General features: G+C 69.8%; 15 protein-coding genes. 9 read left to right on the top strand and 6 right to left on the bottom strand.

The window, feature by feature from the left end; translation table 11 throughout:
* Nucleotides 1–45 precede the first annotated feature (45 nt).
* Together kynA and GA707_RS10000 are read left to right on the top strand one after the other, a co-directional pair.
* A complete protein-coding gene (gene kynA / locus GA707_RS09995) occupies nt 46–924 on the top strand; it encodes a tryptophan 2,3-dioxygenase (protein WP_152178309.1) in 879 nt (292 codons plus the stop codon).
* The gene (locus GA707_RS10000; protein WP_152178310.1) at nt 921–2,168 is read left to right on the top strand and encodes a kynureninase; all 1,248 of its coding nucleotides are present in this window, start codon (nt 921–923) and stop codon (nt 2,166–2,168) included. The genes kynA and GA707_RS10000 overlap by 4 nt, the downstream gene beginning before the upstream one ends.
* 7 nt (nt 2,169–2,175) lie before the next feature.
* Here GA707_RS10000 and GA707_RS10005 read toward each other — a convergent pair whose 3' ends face one another.
* Complete coding sequence (locus GA707_RS10005) at nt 2,176–2,868, bottom strand: DUF305 domain-containing protein (RefSeq protein ID WP_152178311.1); 693 nt, start codon at nt 2,866–2,868, stop codon at nt 2,176–2,178.
* 314 nt (nt 2,869–3,182) lie between these two features.
* On the opposite strand from GA707_RS10005, the gene GA707_RS10010 reads away from it, so the two are divergent.
* Together GA707_RS10010 and GA707_RS10015 are read left to right on the top strand one after the other, a co-directional pair.
* Nucleotides 3,183–5,039, top strand: a complete 1,857-nt coding sequence (locus GA707_RS10010; RefSeq protein WP_152178312.1) for an LVIVD repeat-containing protein — start codon at nt 3,183–3,185, stop codon at nt 5,037–5,039.
* Between the two features lie 127 nt (nt 5,040–5,166).
* Complete coding sequence (locus tag GA707_RS10015; protein ID WP_152178313.1) at nt 5,167–5,595, top strand: DUF1801 domain-containing protein; 429 nt, start codon at nt 5,167–5,169, stop codon at nt 5,593–5,595.
* Here the strand turns inward: GA707_RS10015 and GA707_RS10020 are convergent.
* Together GA707_RS10020 and GA707_RS10025 are read right to left on the bottom strand one after the other, a co-directional pair.
* Nucleotides 5,586–6,359 carry an alpha/beta hydrolase gene (locus GA707_RS10020; protein ID WP_152178314.1) on the bottom strand — a complete coding sequence of 258 codons (774 nt, stop codon included), beginning with the start codon at nt 6,357–6,359 and terminating at the stop codon, nt 5,586–5,588. The two genes, GA707_RS10015 and GA707_RS10020, sit on opposite strands and share 10 nt — an antisense overlap.
* A gap of 4 nt (nt 6,360–6,363) precedes the next feature.
* Nucleotides 6,364–7,563: a pyrophosphate--fructose-6-phosphate 1-phosphotransferase gene (locus tag GA707_RS10025; RefSeq protein WP_152178315.1), complete on the bottom strand. Its 1,200-nt coding sequence runs from the start codon at nt 7,561–7,563 to the stop codon at nt 6,364–6,366.
* A 287-nt stretch (nt 7,564–7,850) separates the two neighbouring features.
* On the opposite strand from GA707_RS10025, the gene GA707_RS10030 reads away from it, so the two are divergent.
* The 5 genes from GA707_RS10030 (at nt 7,851) to ppsA (ending at nt 14,083) form a co-directional block, all read left to right on the top strand.
* Nucleotides 7,851–8,642, top strand: a complete 792-nt coding sequence (locus tag GA707_RS10030; RefSeq protein WP_152178316.1) for a (Fe-S)-binding protein — start codon at nt 7,851–7,853, stop codon at nt 8,640–8,642.
* A 71-nt stretch (nt 8,643–8,713) separates the two neighbouring features.
* On the top strand, nt 8,714–10,144 hold the full coding sequence (locus GA707_RS10035) for a LutB/LldF family L-lactate oxidation iron-sulfur protein (RefSeq protein WP_152178317.1): 1,431 nt from the start codon (nt 8,714–8,716) through the stop codon (nt 10,142–10,144).
* On the top strand, nt 10,141–10,797 hold the full coding sequence (locus GA707_RS10040; protein ID WP_152178318.1) for an LUD domain-containing protein: 657 nt from the start codon (nt 10,141–10,143) through the stop codon (nt 10,795–10,797). The genes GA707_RS10035 and GA707_RS10040 overlap by 4 nt, the downstream gene beginning before the upstream one ends.
* Nucleotides 10,794–11,645 (top strand): pyruvate, water dikinase regulatory protein, encoded by an 852-nt coding sequence (locus GA707_RS10045; RefSeq protein ID WP_152178319.1) that lies wholly within the window; start codon nt 10,794–10,796, stop codon nt 11,643–11,645. Before GA707_RS10040 ends, GA707_RS10045 begins: the two co-directional genes overlap by 4 nt.
* A 65-nt stretch (nt 11,646–11,710) precedes the next feature.
* On the top strand, nt 11,711–14,083 hold the full coding sequence (gene ppsA, locus GA707_RS10050) for a phosphoenolpyruvate synthase (RefSeq protein ID WP_152178320.1): 2,373 nt from the start codon (nt 11,711–11,713) through the stop codon (nt 14,081–14,083).
* Between the two features lie 94 nt (nt 14,084–14,177).
* Here the strand turns inward: ppsA and GA707_RS10055 are convergent, their stop codons facing one another.
* The 3 genes from GA707_RS10055 to GA707_RS10065 form a co-directional block, all read right to left on the bottom strand.
* Nucleotides 14,178–15,254, bottom strand: coding sequence for an aspartate-semialdehyde dehydrogenase (locus GA707_RS10055; protein WP_152178321.1), 1,077 nt, complete (start codon nt 15,252–15,254; stop codon nt 14,178–14,180).
* 104 nt (nt 15,255–15,358) lie between these two features.
* A complete protein-coding gene (locus tag GA707_RS10060; RefSeq protein WP_152178322.1) occupies nt 15,359–16,624 on the bottom strand; it encodes an aspartate kinase in 1,266 nt (421 codons plus the stop codon).
* 98 nt (nt 16,625–16,722) lie between these two features.
* On the bottom strand, nt 16,723–17,307 hold the full coding sequence (locus GA707_RS10065; protein ID WP_152178323.1) for a DUF5063 domain-containing protein: 585 nt from the start codon (nt 17,305–17,307) through the stop codon (nt 16,723–16,725).
* Nucleotides 17,308–17,354 lie beyond the last annotated feature (47 nt).

Genomic DNA, 17,354 nt, shown 5'->3' on the forward strand with positions numbered 1-17,354 from the left:
AGCGATCGGACCGGTCGGCCCTTGGGAGGACTACGGTGGGTCGCTATGAGCGGCAACACTCGCGAGATCGAGCACAGTGTCCACACCGACCTGCGCGACACGATGACCTACGGGTCGTACCTCGCGCTCGACACGCTCCTCGACGCACAGCGGCCGGTGTCCGACCCGCCGCACCACGACGAGATGCTGTTCATCATCCAGCACCAGACGAGCGAGCTCTGGCTCAAGCTCATGCTGCACGAGCTCCGCTCGGCCGCAGGGCTGCTCGCGCAGGACGAGATGCGGGTCAGCCTCAAGCGGATCGCCCGGGTCAAGCACATCCAGCGCTCGATGGTCGAGCAGTGGTCGGTCCTCGCGACGCTCACCCCGACCGAGTACGCCGAGTTCCGCGGCTTTCTCGGCAAGGCCTCGGGTTTCCAGTCCTGGCAGTACCGCGCCGTCGAGTTCGCACTCGGCAACAAGCACCCGGGCATGCTCCGCGTCCACGAACAGGACCCACAGGCCCACGCCCTGCTCGGCGAGCTGCTCGAGGCGCCGAGCATCTATGACGAGTTCCTCCGCTGCCTGGCCCGGAGGGGGTATGCGGTGCCCACCGCCGTCCTCGAGCGGGACGTCACGAGAGCGCACGTGTGCGACGACGGACTCGTCGAGCTGTTCACCCAGGTCTACGCGAACGCCCAGGACCACTGGGACGTCTACGAGGCCTGCGAGGAGCTCGTCGACCTCGAGGACAACTTCCAGCTGTGGCGGTTCCGGCACCTCAAGACCGTCCAGCGCACCATCGGCATGAAGACCGGAACCGGCGGCTCCTCGGGCGTCGGCTTCCTGCAGAAGGCGCTCGAGCTGACCTTCTTCCCCGAGCTGTTCGCGGTGCGCACCGAGATCGGCCGGATCGATCTGACGACGGAGAGCGACGGATCATGACCGGACATCAGCAGACAGGCGCAGCACTGCACGAGCGGGCCGCTTCACTCGACGCTGCCGACGAGATCGCCTTCACTCGCGAGCGGTTCGTACCCGCCGGGTCGGGCTCGACCGCGGTGCAGGCCTACCTCGACGGCAACTCGCTCGGTCGTCCGCTGAAGGCGACCCAGCGCCGGATCAACGAGCTCATCGAGGGCGCGTGGGGGACTCGGCTCATCCGGTCGTGGGACGAGGCGTGGATGGAGCTGCCGCTCACCCTCGGCGACCGCATCGGGGAGGTCGTCCTCGGCGCAGCGCCGGGACAGACCTTCGTCGGGGACTCCACGACGGTCATCCTCTACAAGCTGATCCGGGCGGCTGTCGCGGCCGATCCGGGACGCACCCGGATCGTCATCGACACCGAGAACTTCCCGACCGACCGATACGTCGCCGAGGGCATCGCCACCGAGACCGGCGCCGAGCTGGTGTGGATCGAGCCGGAGCCGAGTGAGGGCGTGACGGCCGAGCAGGTGGCCTCGGTCGTCGACGAGCGGACCGCGCTCGTCGTGGTCTCGCACGTCGCCTACAAGTCGGCATGGATCGCCGACTTGGCCGAGATCACGCGGGTCTCCCATGACGCAGGCGCGCTCGTCCTCTCCGACACCTGCCACTCCGGAGGTGTCGTGCGCGAGGACGTCGACGAGCTCGGGATCGACCTCGCCGTCGGCTGCTCCTACAAGTTCCTCAACGGAGGCCCGGGAGCCCCCGCCTACGGCTACGTGGCTGATCGTCACCAGGACCGCCTGCGCCAGCCAATCCAGGGCTGGATGGGGCACGCGGAGCCGTTTCGGATGGGTCCGGGCTACCGCCCGAGCCCGGGAATGCGGCACTTCATCTCCGGCACACCTCCGGTGCTCGGGATGGTCGGGATCGCCGACACCGTCGACCTCATCGAGGAGGCCGGGCTCGACCGGATCCGCGCCAAGGCCGTCGCACTCACGCGGTTCGTCATCGACGCGGTCGACGGCGAGCTGGCGCAGCTCGGCGTGGAGGTCGCCTCACCACGCGAGGACGACCGGCGCGGTGCGCACGTGACCATCACCCACCCGCGCAGCCGTGAGCTCTGCGCCGAGCTGTGGTCCCGCGACGTCATCCCCGACTTCCGCGAGCCCGACGGCATTCGGCTCGGCCTCGCCCCCTTGTCCACGTCCTTCGCGGAGGTCGCGACGGCGCTCGACGTCATCGCCGGGCTGCTGCGGGACTGACCGCGTCTCAGCCTGTTCCTTCCTGCGTCCCGACGTCGCCCAGACCCATCGTGGCCTGCATGTCGAGGATGCGGTCCATCTCGATGCGCTGGTCCCCGTCGATCTCCTTGACCAGACGGAAGACCCACGAGTCCTGACCGCCGTCGGCCTCGAAGAGCTCCTCCACCATCTGCACGGCGCCGGCGTGGTGCTGGTACATGAAGCGGAGGAACAACCGGTCGAACTCCTCGCCCGACGCCGCCTCGAGCCGGGCCAGCTGGTCGTCGGTGAGCATCCCGGGCATGAGCTGGTCGCCATCGTGATGGCCGCCCCGCAGGTCGTTCACGGGCTCGTTCCGCTCGCGCAGCCAGTCCTCCATGAGGTCGATCTCCTGGTCCTGCGAGATCTCGATGCGCTCGGCGAACAGTGGGATGTCCGTGCGCGCGGTGCGCTCCGGCACCAAGGAGGTGAGTTCGAGGGCCTGCGCGTGGTGCATGAGCATGTGTTGCACGAAGGTGACGTCCGCCTCGGTGACGAAGTCAGGGATCTCCGGAGCCGCTGTCAGGGTCGTGTTGGGCTCCCCGGGGGCACCGGGCTGGACAACCCGCTGGGTCGGCATCTCGGTCGACGTCGCCTGCGCCGATCCCGGGCTGCATCCGCTGAGCAGGCCCAGAGCGGCCGCGCCGAGCAGCGCGACGACGCTCTGTCTGACACGTCTCATCGATCCTCCCGGACGATCGCTGCGCTGCGTGGCCGTGCCGGGCGGCGCCCGGGACGAGGTGGACACGGTGAAGGATACGTCGCGAAAGGCCGCAGTGCGCGGGATGGCCCGATCGGATCGTGGATCTGGAGTACTCGTCGACGACGAGATGCGGCGCTAATCCCCTACCGGGCCGACACCGGGCCCTAGATTGTGACCACTGCGGCGTCCTAGGCAGGGAACCCGACGGGCGTCACGGGACTCATCAGATCCGGCCCGGATCCTGGCTCACCCCATGGCCACGGAACCGGTCCTGCACCGAAAGGCCGTTGCCCATGCCTGCTCCCTCGAGGAGTCGCGGCGCGCTCGCCCGCAGACTCCGTGCTCCATTCGCCCTCGCCGCCGCTGCGGCGCTGGGCATGACCGTGCTCCCGGCGGGTGCCACCGCCGACCCGAACCTCCCGAGCACCGACGACCCGCGCTACAGCCTCGAAGGTGACGACTCCGCCTCCCTGGGTGCCGACCTGCTCGCGAACCTCCCCAACACCGCACCGCTCGACACGGACACGTACATCAACTCGGATATGGCCTTCACCGGGGACCATGTCATCCAGGGCAGCTACGGCGGGTTCAACGTCATCGACGTGTCCGATCCGGCGAACCCCTTCGTCAGGACGTCGGTGCTCTGTCCCGGCAGCCAGGGTGACGTCAACGTCTACGGCGACCTCATGTTCACCTCGGTCCAGGCTGCGACCGCGCGGGTCGACTGCGGCACCGAGGGTGCGGGACCGTCGAGCGTCCCCAACCCGGAGCGTGCCCGTGGCGTCCGGATCTGGGACATCTCGGACCTCGACAACCCCGTGCAGCTCGCGGTCATCCAGACCTGCCGCGGGTCGCACACGAACCGACTCGTCGAGGACCCGAACGACCCCGACCACGTCTACATCTACAACAGCGGCACCTCGGGTCAGCGCGCCGCCGGCGAAGCCGTGCACACTCCGGACGGCCTCCAGTCCGGGCGCTGCGGGCAGTTGGACGCGTCGGGAGAGAACCCGTCACAGTGGATGATCGAGGTCATCAAGGTGCCGCTCAGCGACCCGGCCTCGGCCTCGGTCGTCAAGGAGGCCCGCCTCTTCGCCGACCCGGGCACCGGCGCGGTCAACGGTCTGCAGAACGGTCCGACACGTGCGGGTCACCCGTGCACGGACTTCTCGAACCCCTTCGACCCGACGAGGCCGAACGCCTGCTCGCCGGCCGGGAGCAACTACAGCCCGACGCCCAACACGAACACCTGCCACGACATCACCGCCTACCCGGAGATCGGCCTGGCCGCCGGCGCGTGCCAGGGCAACGGCATCCTCATCGACATCTCGGACCCGGCCGACCCGGTTCGGATCGACGCGGTGGCCGATGAGAACTTCGCGTACTGGCACTCGGCGAACTTCAACAACGACGGCACGACCGTCATGTTCACCGACGAGTGGGGCGGTGGCGGCGGCGCCCGCTGCATGCCGCAGCACCGCAAGGAGTGGGGCGCGAACGCGTTCTTCTCGATCGACCGCAGCGGCGCCACTCCGAAGCTCGTCTTCCAGGGCTACTACAAGCTGCCGGCGGCGCAGGATGCCGACGAGATCTGTGTCGCCCACCAGGCCAACATCCTGCCGGTTCCCGGACGGGACATCGCCGTCCAGGCGTGGTACTCCGGAGGCGCCTCACTCTTCGACTTCACCGACCCGGCGAACGTCAAGGAGATCGGCTACTTCGACCGCGGTCCCGGCGAGACCGGTGACGGCTACTGGTCCGTGTACTGGTACAACGGCGCCGTCTACGGCAACGAGATCGTCCGCGGCCTCGACACCATGCGGCTCACTCCGACCGCTGACCTGACCGCGAACGAGATCGCCGCGGCGACCACCGTGCAGCTCGCTGAGCACAACGCGATGGCGATGCGCACGTACGAGTGGGAGCTGAGCCACGTCCTCGTCCGCGCGCAGGTGGACCAGCTCGAGCGCGCCGGGGGCATTCCCGCCAACAAGGCGGCGAACGTCAACCGGGCTCTCGAGAAGGCCGAGACGGCGAACAACGCCAAGCAGGCCACCGCCCAGCTCCGCGCGGCGTCGAACCAGCTGGATCGGAACGACCCCGATCAGGCGGCGATCCTGGCTTCGATCCAGGAGCTCCTTCCTTCCTGACCGGCTCACCAACCGGGGCGTCCGATCACCGATCGGGCGCCCCGGTGGCATTCCCACCCCTCGTTCGACCTCCCCTCCCGCGCGAACGTGCGGACGAGTGTCGGAGTGACGACCTACGCTGAGATCCATGAGTCCGGCGCCGCAGCCCCACATCCCCGAGGTCGAGGCCTGGTTCGCAACCACCGGCGATCGCGAGCCCGACCTGCGCGCCGTCGACGCACTCATCCGCGAGCACGCACCGCACCTGCGGCCGGCGATGTCCGGCGACATGATCGGCTACGGACTGATCGACTACCGGCCGCGCAGCGCGAAGGAGACGCGGCAGCTGCCGATCCTGAGCCTCGCCAACCAGAAGCGGCACATGTCGCTGTACGCATGCGCCGTCATCGACGGTGAGTACGTCGCAGAGTTGTATGCGGACCGGCTCGGATCGGTCAGCTGCGGCAAGAGCTGCATCCGCTTCACCCGCGCCGACCGGCTCGATCAGGCAGGTCTCGCCGAGATGCTTGCCACCATCGACGAGCGCTATGCCCGAGGCGACACGCTCTACGGCTGAGCGGTGACCCCCTCGATGGCCGCGACGACCTCGGACCAGGCGGCCGACTCGGGGTCGATGACGTCATAGTGGTGAGCCCCGAGGACCTGCCGCACCGGGACACCGACAGCCTCCGACTGTTCCACCGGAACGACGCCGTCGTCAGAACCGTGGACGCACACGACCCGATCCCAGCGCTCCGGCAGGTCGCTCGCCAGTCTCACCGGATCGAGCCGCGCGTACCGGCTGGGTTTGGCCGCAGTGCGGTCCCCAAGCCACTCGACCACGGCGCCCTCCCCCAATCGCTGAGCGACGGCGGATCGCAGGTCGGCCACCGGCGCCAGCGCCACAGTGGGGACCGCCGGGCGGACCTGGTCGAACGCTCGCTGCAGAACGAGCGCACCGCCCGCAGAGTGCCCGACCCACACGGCCGGCTCCTCGCTCAGCGCCTCCATGAGGTCGGAGACCGCGTCGACGTCGGCGACCGCGGCCTCCGGCTGTCCCGGCACCCGCCGGTACTCCATGAGGACGACCGGCGCGTTCAGCCGCTCGGCCAGCGCCGCCGCCATCGGCCGCGCGTGGGTGCGGTCGATCGTGGGACGGAAGAACCCGCCGTGGACGACGACAACCGGCGCCCGCTCGCCCGAGGTGGTCGCCGCATACCACTCGATGACCTGGTCCGGATGCGGTCCGTACGACTCCACCCGGCCGCGTGGCACCCGCTCGGCGCGGGAGAGGAGAGCCGCGAGCGCGGCGTCCTCACGCTTCGCCGACGCGCCGGACATCGGCCTAACGCTGGCCGATCTCGCCCAGCAGGTCCTGGAACCAGCCGACCTCGGCGTCGAACTTCTTGTGCCCCTTGATCCGGGGGAACTCGATGGCGCGCAGCTCGTCGCCGCGCTCCTCGTCGTGGCCGACGACTCCGGACTCACCGCGCATGGCCGCGTCGACGGCGAGGTCGGTGCACTGCCGGATGAGCGATAGATCCTCGTCGTTGGGGGCGGCCGACCGTGAGAAGTAGCCGGACTTCTGGACCATCGTCTTCTCGGCACCGACGAGCTCGGCGAACTGCTTGGCGAACCAGGCACCGGGGTTGACCTTGTCGATCTGGACGTGCCCGAACGGGTCGACCGGCACCTCCTCCCCCTTGGCGCGCAGCTCCTCGACGATCTCGTCGACGCCCGCGCCTTCGGAGAGAAAGATGTTGACGCAGCCGATCTCGTCCATGACCGCCTTGAGGCGGTCGGCCTCGGCGTGCAGGTCGGGGTGCAGCTCGGGGACGTACACCGCATGGACGTCCCAGCAGCGCGGGTCGTTGCCGAAGCCGGCGACGAACTCCTGCTCGCCGACCCACGCGTGGTAGCGGCGGGCGGTCTCCGCCGTGAGCCAGCCGCAGTTGCGGCCCATGACCTCGTGGACGATGAGCATGCGCGGGTTCGACGAGTGCTCGGCGATGATGTTGCGCGCGAAGATCGCGCCCTGCTCGGCGGCGGTCCAGGCCCCCAGGCTCTGGCGGATCGGGACGACGTCGTTGTCGATCGTCTTGGGGAGCCCGACGACGGTCAGCTCGTAGTCGTTCTCGTGCAGGTACGCCGCCAGGTCCGCGGCCGTCGTGTTCGTGTCGTCGCCGCCGATCGTGTGGAGCACGTCGACGCCGTCCTTGGTCAGCTGCTCGGCCGCGACGTGCAGCGGGTCCTGACCCTCACGGACCAGGCCGCGCCGGACACAGTCCTCGACGTTGGTCAGCTTGACGCGACTGTTGCCGATCGGCGAGCCGCCGCGCTGATGGAACAGGTGCGCCTTCTCGCGGACCTCGGCCGTGACCTCGACCGAACGGCCGGTCAGCAGGCCCGCGTAGCCGTCGAGGTAGCCGATGATCCGGATGCTCGGGTCGAGCGCGGTGTACTTCTCGATGAGCCCCCCGACGGCGGAGGAGAGGCAGGGGGCGAGGCCGCCGGCGGTGAGCAGGGCCACGGTGCGCACGGTCATGGTCGTCGAACACCTTTCGTCGCTGAGTGGGTCGGGACAGAGTTGGATCGGGACAGTGGCGGATCGGGACTGAGGTGGATCGGGCTGGACAGGTCGGATCCATCGGGTATGCACGGGTCGCCTCCATCATGTCGCATGCGGCAGGTGCGTTGTCGTCGGAGGTGCGGCCGGTGGGAGGTCCGCTCACCCGCCGCGCACGCCGCTCTTTCGCTAGGCTCCCCACACAGCGCCACCGACCCGCGCCGGACCCGGCCGAGTCTCGACACCACCTGGGAGGCGTCGGCAGGATGCTCGAGCCACGGGACGACGTCGTCCCATCCGAGCCCCGGACCTCGGGCCAGCGCGTCGCGCTGTTCGCCACCTGCTTCAACGACACCCTCTGGCCCGAGACCCCGAAGGCGACCGTCCATCTCCTCGAGCGCCTCGGCGTGTCCGTCGACTTCCCCGCGGACCAGACCTGCTGCGGTCAGATGCTCACGAACTCCGGCTACGGCTCGTCGGCTCTGCCGCTCGTCCGGCGCTTCGTCGACGTCTTCGGAGGCTACGACGCGGTCGTCGCGCCCTCGGGATCGTGCGTCGGGTCGGTGCGGGTCCAGCACCGCCGGATCGCCGAGGAATCCGATGACGACAGCCTCGCCGACCGCGTCGCGGAGCTAGGACCTCGGGTGTACGAGCTGTCCGAGTTCCTCGTGGACGTGCTCGGCGTCGAGGACGTCGGGGCCTCGTTCCCGCACCGGGTCACCTATCACCCGACCTGCCACTCGCTGCGGATGCTGCGGGTGGACGACCGGCCGTTGCGGCTGCTCCGGGCGGTGCGCGGAATCGACCTCGTCGAGCTGCCCGAGGCACAGGAGTGCTGCGGCTTCGGGGGGACCTTCGCGCTGAAGAACGCCGACATCTCCATCTCCATGGGCTCGGACAAGGCCCGGCACGTCGTCGGGACGGGCGCCGAGGTGCTGGTCGCCGGAGACAACTCCTGCCTGGCTCACATCGGCGGCATCCTCGGGCGCTGGCGCACGGGGATCCGTCCGATGCACCTGGCCGAGATCCTGGCCGCGACGGAGGGGACCCCCGCGTGACCACGACACCGACGCCCTCCCGACCACCGGTCCCGGGACCACCACAGGACACCTCGCCCACGTTCGTCGGAATGCCGACGTTCCACCGGGCTGCTCGCGCGGCACTGGACGACACCCAGCAACGGCGCAACCTCCACCACGCGACCCGCACGATCCGTGACAAGCGGTCCCGGGCCGTCGCCGAGCTCCCGCACTGGGAGGAGCTCCGGCGAGCTGGGGCGGCCGCCAAGGACGAGGCGCTGGACCACCTCGCCGACTACCTCATCCGGCTCGAGGAGCGCCTCACGGCCGGTGGCGCCACCGTGCACTGGGCCCGCGACGCCGCCGAGGCCAACCGGATCGTCCTCGACATCGTCCGGGCCAAGGAGGCCGAGGAGGTCGTCAAGGTCAAGTCCATGGTCACCCAGGAGATCGAGCTCAACGAGGCGCTCGAGGCCGCCGGTGTCAACGCCTGGGAGACCGACCTCGCCGAGCTCATCGTCCAGCTCGGCCACGACCGGCCGAGCCACATCCTCGTGCCCGCCATCCATCGCAACCGCCGCGAGATCCGCGACATCTTCCAGCGCGAGATGGCCGCGGTCGGGCGACCGGCGCCGAAGGATCTGACCGACGAGCCCTCCCGGCTCGCAGAGGCGGCCCGGCTGCACCTGCGGGAGAAGTTCCTTCGCGCCAGGGTCGGCGTGTCCGGGGCCAACTTCGCCATCGCCGACACCGGCTCCCTCGTCGTCGTCGAGAGCGAGGGCAACGGGCGGATGTGCCTCACCCTGCCCGAGACGCTCATCTCCGTCGTCGGCATCGAGAAGGTGCTGCCGAGCTGGGACGACCTCGGCGCGCTCCTCCAGCTGCTCCCCCGGTCGAGCACCGGTGAGCGAATGAACCCCTACACGACGATCTGGAGTGGGGTCCACGAGGGCGACGGGCCGCAGGAGGTCCACGTCGTCCTCCTCGACAACGGCCGCACCCACGTCCTCGGCGACCGCCTCGGACGACAGGCGCTCCGGTGCATCCGGTGCTCGGCCTGCCTCAACGTCTGTCCCGTCTACGAGCGCACCGGGGGGCACGCATACGGCTCGGTCTATCCGGGACCCATCGGAGCGGTCCTCAACCCGCAGCTGCGCGGCACCGAGTCGGACATCGACCGGTCGCTGCCCTGGGCCTCGAGCCTGTGCGGCGCCTGCTACGACGCCTGCCCGGTCGGGATCGACATCCCCGAGCTGCTCGTCGAACTGAGATCCCGAGTGGCGGGTGACCGCGGTCGGACTGCTGAGTCGGTCGCCATGGCTGCGACGACGTGGCTCTTCTCCGACCCGCGGCGCCTCACTGCGGCGCAGCGGGCGACCGGGGTCGCCGGGCGGCTCGTCGGCGACCGCACCATCCGCTCGGTCCCGGGCCTGGGGGCCTGGACGAACGCGCGGGACCTGCCGAACCCACCGCCGGAGTCGTTCCGCACGTGGTGGGCCAGGGAGCGCGGCGGCGGGACACGTGAGGGGTCGGGCCGGTGACTGCACGCGACGAGATCCTCGCCCGCGTCCGCGCCGCGACGGCGGACGTCGAGACGACCGCCGGCGCGTGGGCACCTCTCACGGTCCCCGAGGTGGCCGCATCCCGGGCGGACACCGTCGGGACGTTCGCCGAGAATGTCGCCGACTACCGCGCCGAGGTCGTGCGGGTGCCCACGAGCGAGTCCGCGACGGCGATCATCGAGGCCCTGAAGCGGCACGAGGCCGCCACCGCCGTCGTACCCGCAGGTCTCCCCGAGGACTGGCTGGCCGCGGCGACGGCCGCGGCTCGGGTCGTCATCGACGACGGTGGGCTCACCGCGCCCGAGCTCGACCGGGTCGACGCCGTGGTCACGGCTGCGGCTCTAGGCATCGCGACGACCGGCACGATCGTGCTCGACCACCGCGCCGACCAGGGACGACGGGCGATCACCCTCGTGCCCGACATCCACGTGTGCCTGGTCCGCTCCGGCCAGCTCGTCCACGACGTCCCGGAGGCTGTCCGGCGGCTCCGGCCCGAGGACGACGCACGACCGCTCACCTGGATCAGCGGGCCGAGCGCCACGAGCGACATCGAGCTGGAGCGGGTCGAGGGCGTCCACGGCCCGCGGACCCTCGTCGTCGTCCTGGTCGACGAGGACGGTGACGCCGTATGAGCGGCCACTCGGCGCAGGGGGCCGCGGCCCGAGGCGTGCCGACGCCGGTGTTCTTCCTGGCGGGAGGCACCGGCATCTCGGCCGAGACACTCGGCAACCTCATCCTCAGCCAGTTCCCCAACGTCGAGTTCGAGCGCACCAAGATCCCCTTCATCACCAGCGTCGACAACGCGCGTGAGGCGGTGGCCAGGATGGACGCGGCGATGACCGACAAGGTCACCCCGCTCGCGTTCTCCAGCGTCGCCGACGAGTCGGTGCGGGAGGCGCTGCGATCCACGCAGTGCGCCTTCATCGACCTCTTCGGGTCCCACCTCGATGTCGTGGAGCGCGTCCTGCACGTCAACGCCAGTCCCAACGTGCCCGCCCTGCACGGGCTCGGCGACATCCGCGCCTACGAGAAGCGGATGAAGGCGGTCGAGTTCTCGCTCGAGCACGACGACGGGGCGAGCCTTCGCAACCTCGCCCACGCCCAGCTCATCCTCATCGCCCCCTCGCGCTGCGGCAAGACTCCGGTCTCCCTCTATCTCGCACTACAGCACGGCATCAAGGTGGCGAACTACCCCCTCGTCGAGGAGGACTTCCTCTCGGCCCATCTCCCGAACCCGATCCGGCAGTACGCCGACCGGTGCTTCGGCCTGCTCTCCACGCCGCGCCGCCTGAGCCAGGTGCGTGAGGAGCGCCGTCCGGGGTCCCGATATGCCTCCCTCCACCAGTGCTCCTTCGAGCTCCGGCGGGCCGAGGAGATGTACCGCGCCCACCGCATACCGTCCCTGTCCTCGGCCGCGATGTCGGTCGAGGAGATGGCGGCCGTCATCATCCAGACCACCCAGCTCACCGGACCCGGCTGAGCCCCGCCGTTCCCCGTGCCAGAACGCACCCGTCGCGACAGGCACCCGGCCGAAAGGATCACCCCATGACCGCAAACGTCCGCTGGTTCCATGAGTTGGGGCTGCACGACGTCGACTCCGTCGGAGGCAAGAACGCCTCCCTCGGCGAGATGGTGCAGCACCTGTCCGCCGCTGGGGTGGCGGTGCCCGACGGGTTCGCCACGACGGCCGACGCCTACCGCCGGTTCCTCGGCGAGACCGGCCTGGCCGACCGTATCAATGCTCTCTTGGACGACCTCGACGTCGACGACGTGCGGCGGCTCGCCGAGGTCGGCGCCGAGATCCGCGACGCTGTCGAGGCCCAGGCCTTCCCTGCAGACCTCGAGGCCGACATCCGAGCCGCCTACGACGACCTCGTCGGCGGACACGGCGAGGAGGTGAGCTGGGCGGTGCGCTCCAGCGCCACCGCAGAGGACCTGCCCGACGCCTCGTTCGCCGGACAGCAGGAGACCTTCCTCAACGTCCACGGCATCGACAACATCCTCCACGCGATCAAGCTCGTCTTCGCCTCGCTCTACAACGACCGGGCGATCGCCTATCGCGTGCACAGCGACTTCGACCACGCGCAGGTCGCGCTGTCGGCCGGCGTGCAGCGGATGGTCCGCTCCGACATCGGCGCCTCCGGAGTGATGTTCACGATCGACACCGAGTCCGGCTTCTCCGACGCGGTGTTCATCACCAGCGCCTACGGCCTCGGCGAGGGCGTGGTCCAGGGCGCGGTGAACCCCGACGAGTTCTACGTCTACAAGCCCGCCCTGCGCGAGGGCCGTCCGGCGATCCTCAAGCGCGGGATCGGAGCCAAGGCCACGAAGATGGTCTACACCGAGGACTCGACGGTGGGGCGCACGACCGAGTTCGTCCCTGTCGACCCCGCAGAGCGGCGGCGTTTCAGCCTCAGCGACGACGACGTGCTCGAGCTGGCGCGCACGGCGCTGCGGATCGAGGAGCACTACGGCCGCCCGATGGACATCGAGTGGGGCCGCGACGGCGTCGACGGGCGGATCTACGTCCTGCAGGCACGTCCGGAGACCGTCAAGTCACGGGCCTCGGGGAGCACGCTCCAGCGCTACCGGATCCAGGAGCGCGGACCGGTCGTCGTCGAGGGCCGTGCGATCGGGCAGAAGATCGGCGCCGGTGCGGTCCGCGTGCTGCGCGATGTCGCGGCGATGCATGAGTTCCAGCCCGGGGAGGTCCTCGTGGCGGACATGACGGACCCGGACTGGGAGCCCATCATGAAGCGGGCCAGTGCGATCGTCACCAACCGCGGTGGGCGCACCTGCCACGCGGCGATCATCGCCCGCGAGCTCGGCATCCCGGCGGTGGTCGGCACCGGCCTGGCGACGGTCGAGCTGCACGACGGTCGGGAGGTCACGGTCTCCTGCGCCGAGGGCGACACCGGCTTCGTGTATGACGGGCTGCGCGAGTTCGAGGTCAGCGAGACAGCCCTGGACGAGATGCCCGAGCTGCCGGTCAAGCTCATGATGAACGTCGGGACCCCTGAGCAGGCCTTCGAGTTCTCCCGGCTGCCGAATCACGGCATCGGCCTCGCCCGGCTCGAGTTCATCATCAACCGACAGATCGGCATCCACCCGAAGGCCCTGCTCGAGCTCGACGACCAGGAGCCGGAGCTCCGCGCCGAGATCGAGGAGCTCATCGCCGCATACGACAGCCCTCGGGACTACTTCGTCCGCCGGCTGAGCGAGGGCATCGCCATGCTGGCAGCGGCCTTCACCCCCGAGCCGGTCATCGTGCGGATGTCGGACTTCAAGTCCAACGAGTACGCCGGACTCATCGGCGGGCGGCGCTACGAGCCGCACGAGGAGAACCCGATGCTCGGGTACCGCGGTGCGGCACGCTACCTGTCCCCTGACTTCGAGGAGTGCTTCGCCATGGAGGCCGAGGCCCTCAAACACGTCCGCGACGACATGGGCCTGACCAACGTCAAGGTCATGATCCCGTTCGTGCGGACGGTGGCCGAGGCCGAGGGGGTCGTCGACCTGCTCGCCGAGCACGGGCTGCGCCGGGGTGAGAACGACCTCCAGGTCATCATGATGTGCGAGCTCCCCTCCAACGCCGTCAACGCCGACGCGTTCCTCGACCACTTCGACGGCTTCTCGATCGGCTCGAACGACCTGACCCAGCTGACCCTCGGCCTGGACCGCGACTCCGGCCTCGTGGCAGCGGCGTTCGACGAGCGCGACCCCGCCGTCAAGAAGCTGCTGTCGATGGCGATCTCGGCCTGCCGGGCGCGGGGCAAGTACGTCGGCATCTGCGGTCAGGGGCCCTCGGACCATCCCGATCTCGCCGAGTGGCTGCTCGACGAGGGGATCGAGACGATCTCGCTCAACCCGGACACCGTCGTCGACACCTGGATGCGGCTGGCCAAGCACGGGGGCTGAGCTCCCGCTTCGCCCGGCTGCACGACGGGTATCCCCGCGGTCACCCCACCGCCCGTCGGGGATGGCTCTCGCGCGCTCGACGGCGGAGTGTGTGTCAGACGCCGGTCAGCTCACGCGCGACGATCGCCGCGGTCTGCAGCATGTTCAGACCGGCGCCCTTGCGCAGGTTGTCGCCGCTGACGAAGAAGTCGAGGGACCGTGGGAAGTCGGGGCTCTGGCGGAGCCGCCCGATGAAACGCGGGTCGGCGCCGACCACGTCGACCGGGGTGGGGAACTCCTGCCCTTCGGTGTCGTCGAGCACGACGACCATGGGGGCCTCGACCAGGGTGCGACGGGCTCGTTCCAGGTCGATCGGCCGGGAGAACGTCGCGTGCACCGAGATCGAGTGCGACGAGATCACCGGCACGCGCACACACGTGGCCATGACCTTCAGGTCGGGGATGTCGAGGATCTTGCGCGTCTCCTCCCGGATCTTGACCTCCTCCGACGTCCAACCCTCACCGGAGTAGCTCCCGACGAACGGAATGACGTTGAGCGCCAGCGGCGCGGGGAAGCACGAGTCACCGAGCTCGTGCTCGATCAGGCGACGGATGTCACCGGGGTGCTGGGCCAGGTCGCGCTTTCCGGCGACGACGTCGACCTCGTCGAGCAGCCGTGAGATGCCCTGTCGGCCGAGTCCGGAGGCCGCCTGGAACGAGGTGACGACGAGCTGCTGCAGACCCCACCCGCGGTGCAGGACCCCGAGCGCGTCGATCATCGTCATCACCGTCGCACCCGGGTTCGCGATGATGCCGTGCGGCCGCCGCGCGGCTTCCTCGGGGTTGACCTCGGCCACGACGAGGGGCACACCGTCGCGACCCCGGTAGACGATGCTGTTGTCGATCGCGATGACCCCCCTGTCCGCCGCGTGCTCGACCCACCGCGGCGTCACGGAGGGTGGCAGGTCGAAGAGCGCCACGTCGACGCCGTCGAAGAAGTCCTCCGAGAGCGGCTGGACCGACAGCACCTCACCGGCGACGACGTGGGTCGAGCCGACGTCGGAGTCCTCCGCGCACAGCCGGACCTCGGACCAGTCGTGTCGGAACAGCGGCAGACAGGACAGAACCACGCGCCCCACCGCACCGGTCGCCCCCACAAGACCGAGGACGGGTGCGGCCCCTTGGGTCGCCATGCTCCAGCTCCCTCGATCGACAGGTGGGTCGCGGCGGCTCCGCGACCCGGTGACGTGCAGGTATGCGGTGCGAACCGCATACGCATCCTCTCACGGAGGTGGGTTCAGCGCCCCGTTCCGGCGTAGACGGTCGCCTCGCTCTCGCCGTCGAGACCGAACGCCTCGTGAACCGCGCGGGCGGCCTCGCCGAGGCGCTCCTCACCGGTGATCACCGAGATGCGGATCTCGGAGGTGGAAATCATCTCGACGTTGATCCCGGCATCGGCCAGAGCCTTGAAGAAGGTCGCCGAGACCCCGGTGTTGGTGCGCATCCCCGCCCCCACGAGCGAGAGCTTGCCGATCTGGTCGTCGTACTGCAGGCCGGTGAAGCCGACCGATCCGCGGATGTCCTCGAGCGCCTGCAAAGCCGACCGTCCGTCGCTGCGCGGCAGGGTGAACGAGATGTCCGTCCGGCCGGTCTCCACGGCCGAGACGTTCTGGACGATCATGTCGATGTTGAGGCCCGCACGGGCCACCGCCTCGAAGATCGCCGCCGCCATCCCGGGGCGGTCGGGGACTCCGACGACGGTGAGCTTGGCCTCCGAGGCGTCGTGCGCGACGCCCGCGATGATCGGGGCTTCCACGGTCTCTCCTTCGCTGTAGTCCGCGACGATCGTCCCCGGCTTGTCGGTGAACGTCGAGCGGACATGGATCGGCAGGTCGTAGCGACGGGCGTACTCGACGCAGCGCAGGTGCAGGATCTTGCTCCCGGCGGCGGCCAGCTCGAGCATCTCCTCGGCGGAGATCCGGTCCAGCTTGCTCGCCCTGGGCACGATCCGCGGGTCGGCGGTGAACACCCCGTCCACGTCGGAGTAGATCTCGCAGACCTCGGCCCCGAGAGCCGCTGCCAGCGCGACCGCGGTGGTGTCGGAGCCGCCACGGCCGAGGGTCGTGATCTCCTTGGTCGTCTGGCTCACGCCCTGGAACCCGGCGACGATGACGACGTGTCCGTCGGCCAGTGCCGTGGTGATGCGGCCGGGAGTGACGTCGATGATCTTGGCCTTGCCGTGCTCCTCGTCGGTGATCACGCCGGCCTGCGACCCGGTGAAGGAGCGGGCAGTGAAGCCCAGGTCGTGGATCGCCATCGCGACGAGCGCCATCGAGATCCGCTCACCTGCGGTGAGCAGCATGTCGAGCTCACGAGGTGGGGGCAGCGGGCTGACCTCCTCGGCGAGGTCGAGCAGCTCGTCGGTCGTGTCGCCCATCGCCGAGACGACGACGCAGACGTCGTTGCCGGCGCGCCGGGTCTCGGTGATCCGCCGCGCGACGCGCTTGATGCTCTCGGCGTCGGACAGGGACGAGCCGCCGTACTTCTGGACGACGATCGGCACGAGGGGCTCCTGGTCGAGGTGGGCGGTGGGTCGGTCTCGACGGTCGATGCTAATGCCGCGCGGGCCGCGGCCCGCGGCTCGGTCGTATCGCGGACCGCTCAGGTGTGCAGGGCGTCGAACTCGGCCTCCGCGACGACCTCGTCGTCGGCGTCGAGGCGGACATGGCCGAGGACGGTCTGCAGGACCCGCAGCGCCATCGACGCGCGCACCCCCCACTGCGAGAGGTAGCTGAACTGCCACCACCACAGCGCCTCACTGTCCCGACCCGCCTCGTGGTGCTGCAGGCCGTGCAGCAGGCACGAGGCGATCTCGGCGAGGTCGGCACACAGCGACCCGGCCGCGAGGTCGGTCGAGGTGACCGGGTCGACGAGGTCGGTGTAGTCGTCGAGACCGTCGAACTGCTCCCGGAGACCGACGAGGAGGGGGTCGAGGTCGACGTCCGGACCGGCGTCGTGCTCGAAGCGGTCGCGCGGGACGACGTCCTCGATCGCGCCGAGACGGGCGCCCATGACGAGGACCTGGGACACGGCGAGCAGCCCCATCGGGATGGCCGCCGCGGCGTTGTCGCCGGAGGCCATCTCGCGGACCGTCGTCAGGTACGACCGGGCCGAGGTGGCGCACTCCTCGGCGAGGTCCGCGACGACGTCGTCGACCGTGGTGACCTGGACCTGGTCAGGAGCCATCTCTCACTCGCTTCCCGTCGGTGCGTATGCGGTTTTCGCCTCGCGTG

Source organism: Nostocoides sp. F2B08, from assembly GCF_009184895.1.
Lineage (GTDB): Bacteria > Actinomycetota > Actinomycetes > Actinomycetales > Dermatophilaceae > F2B08.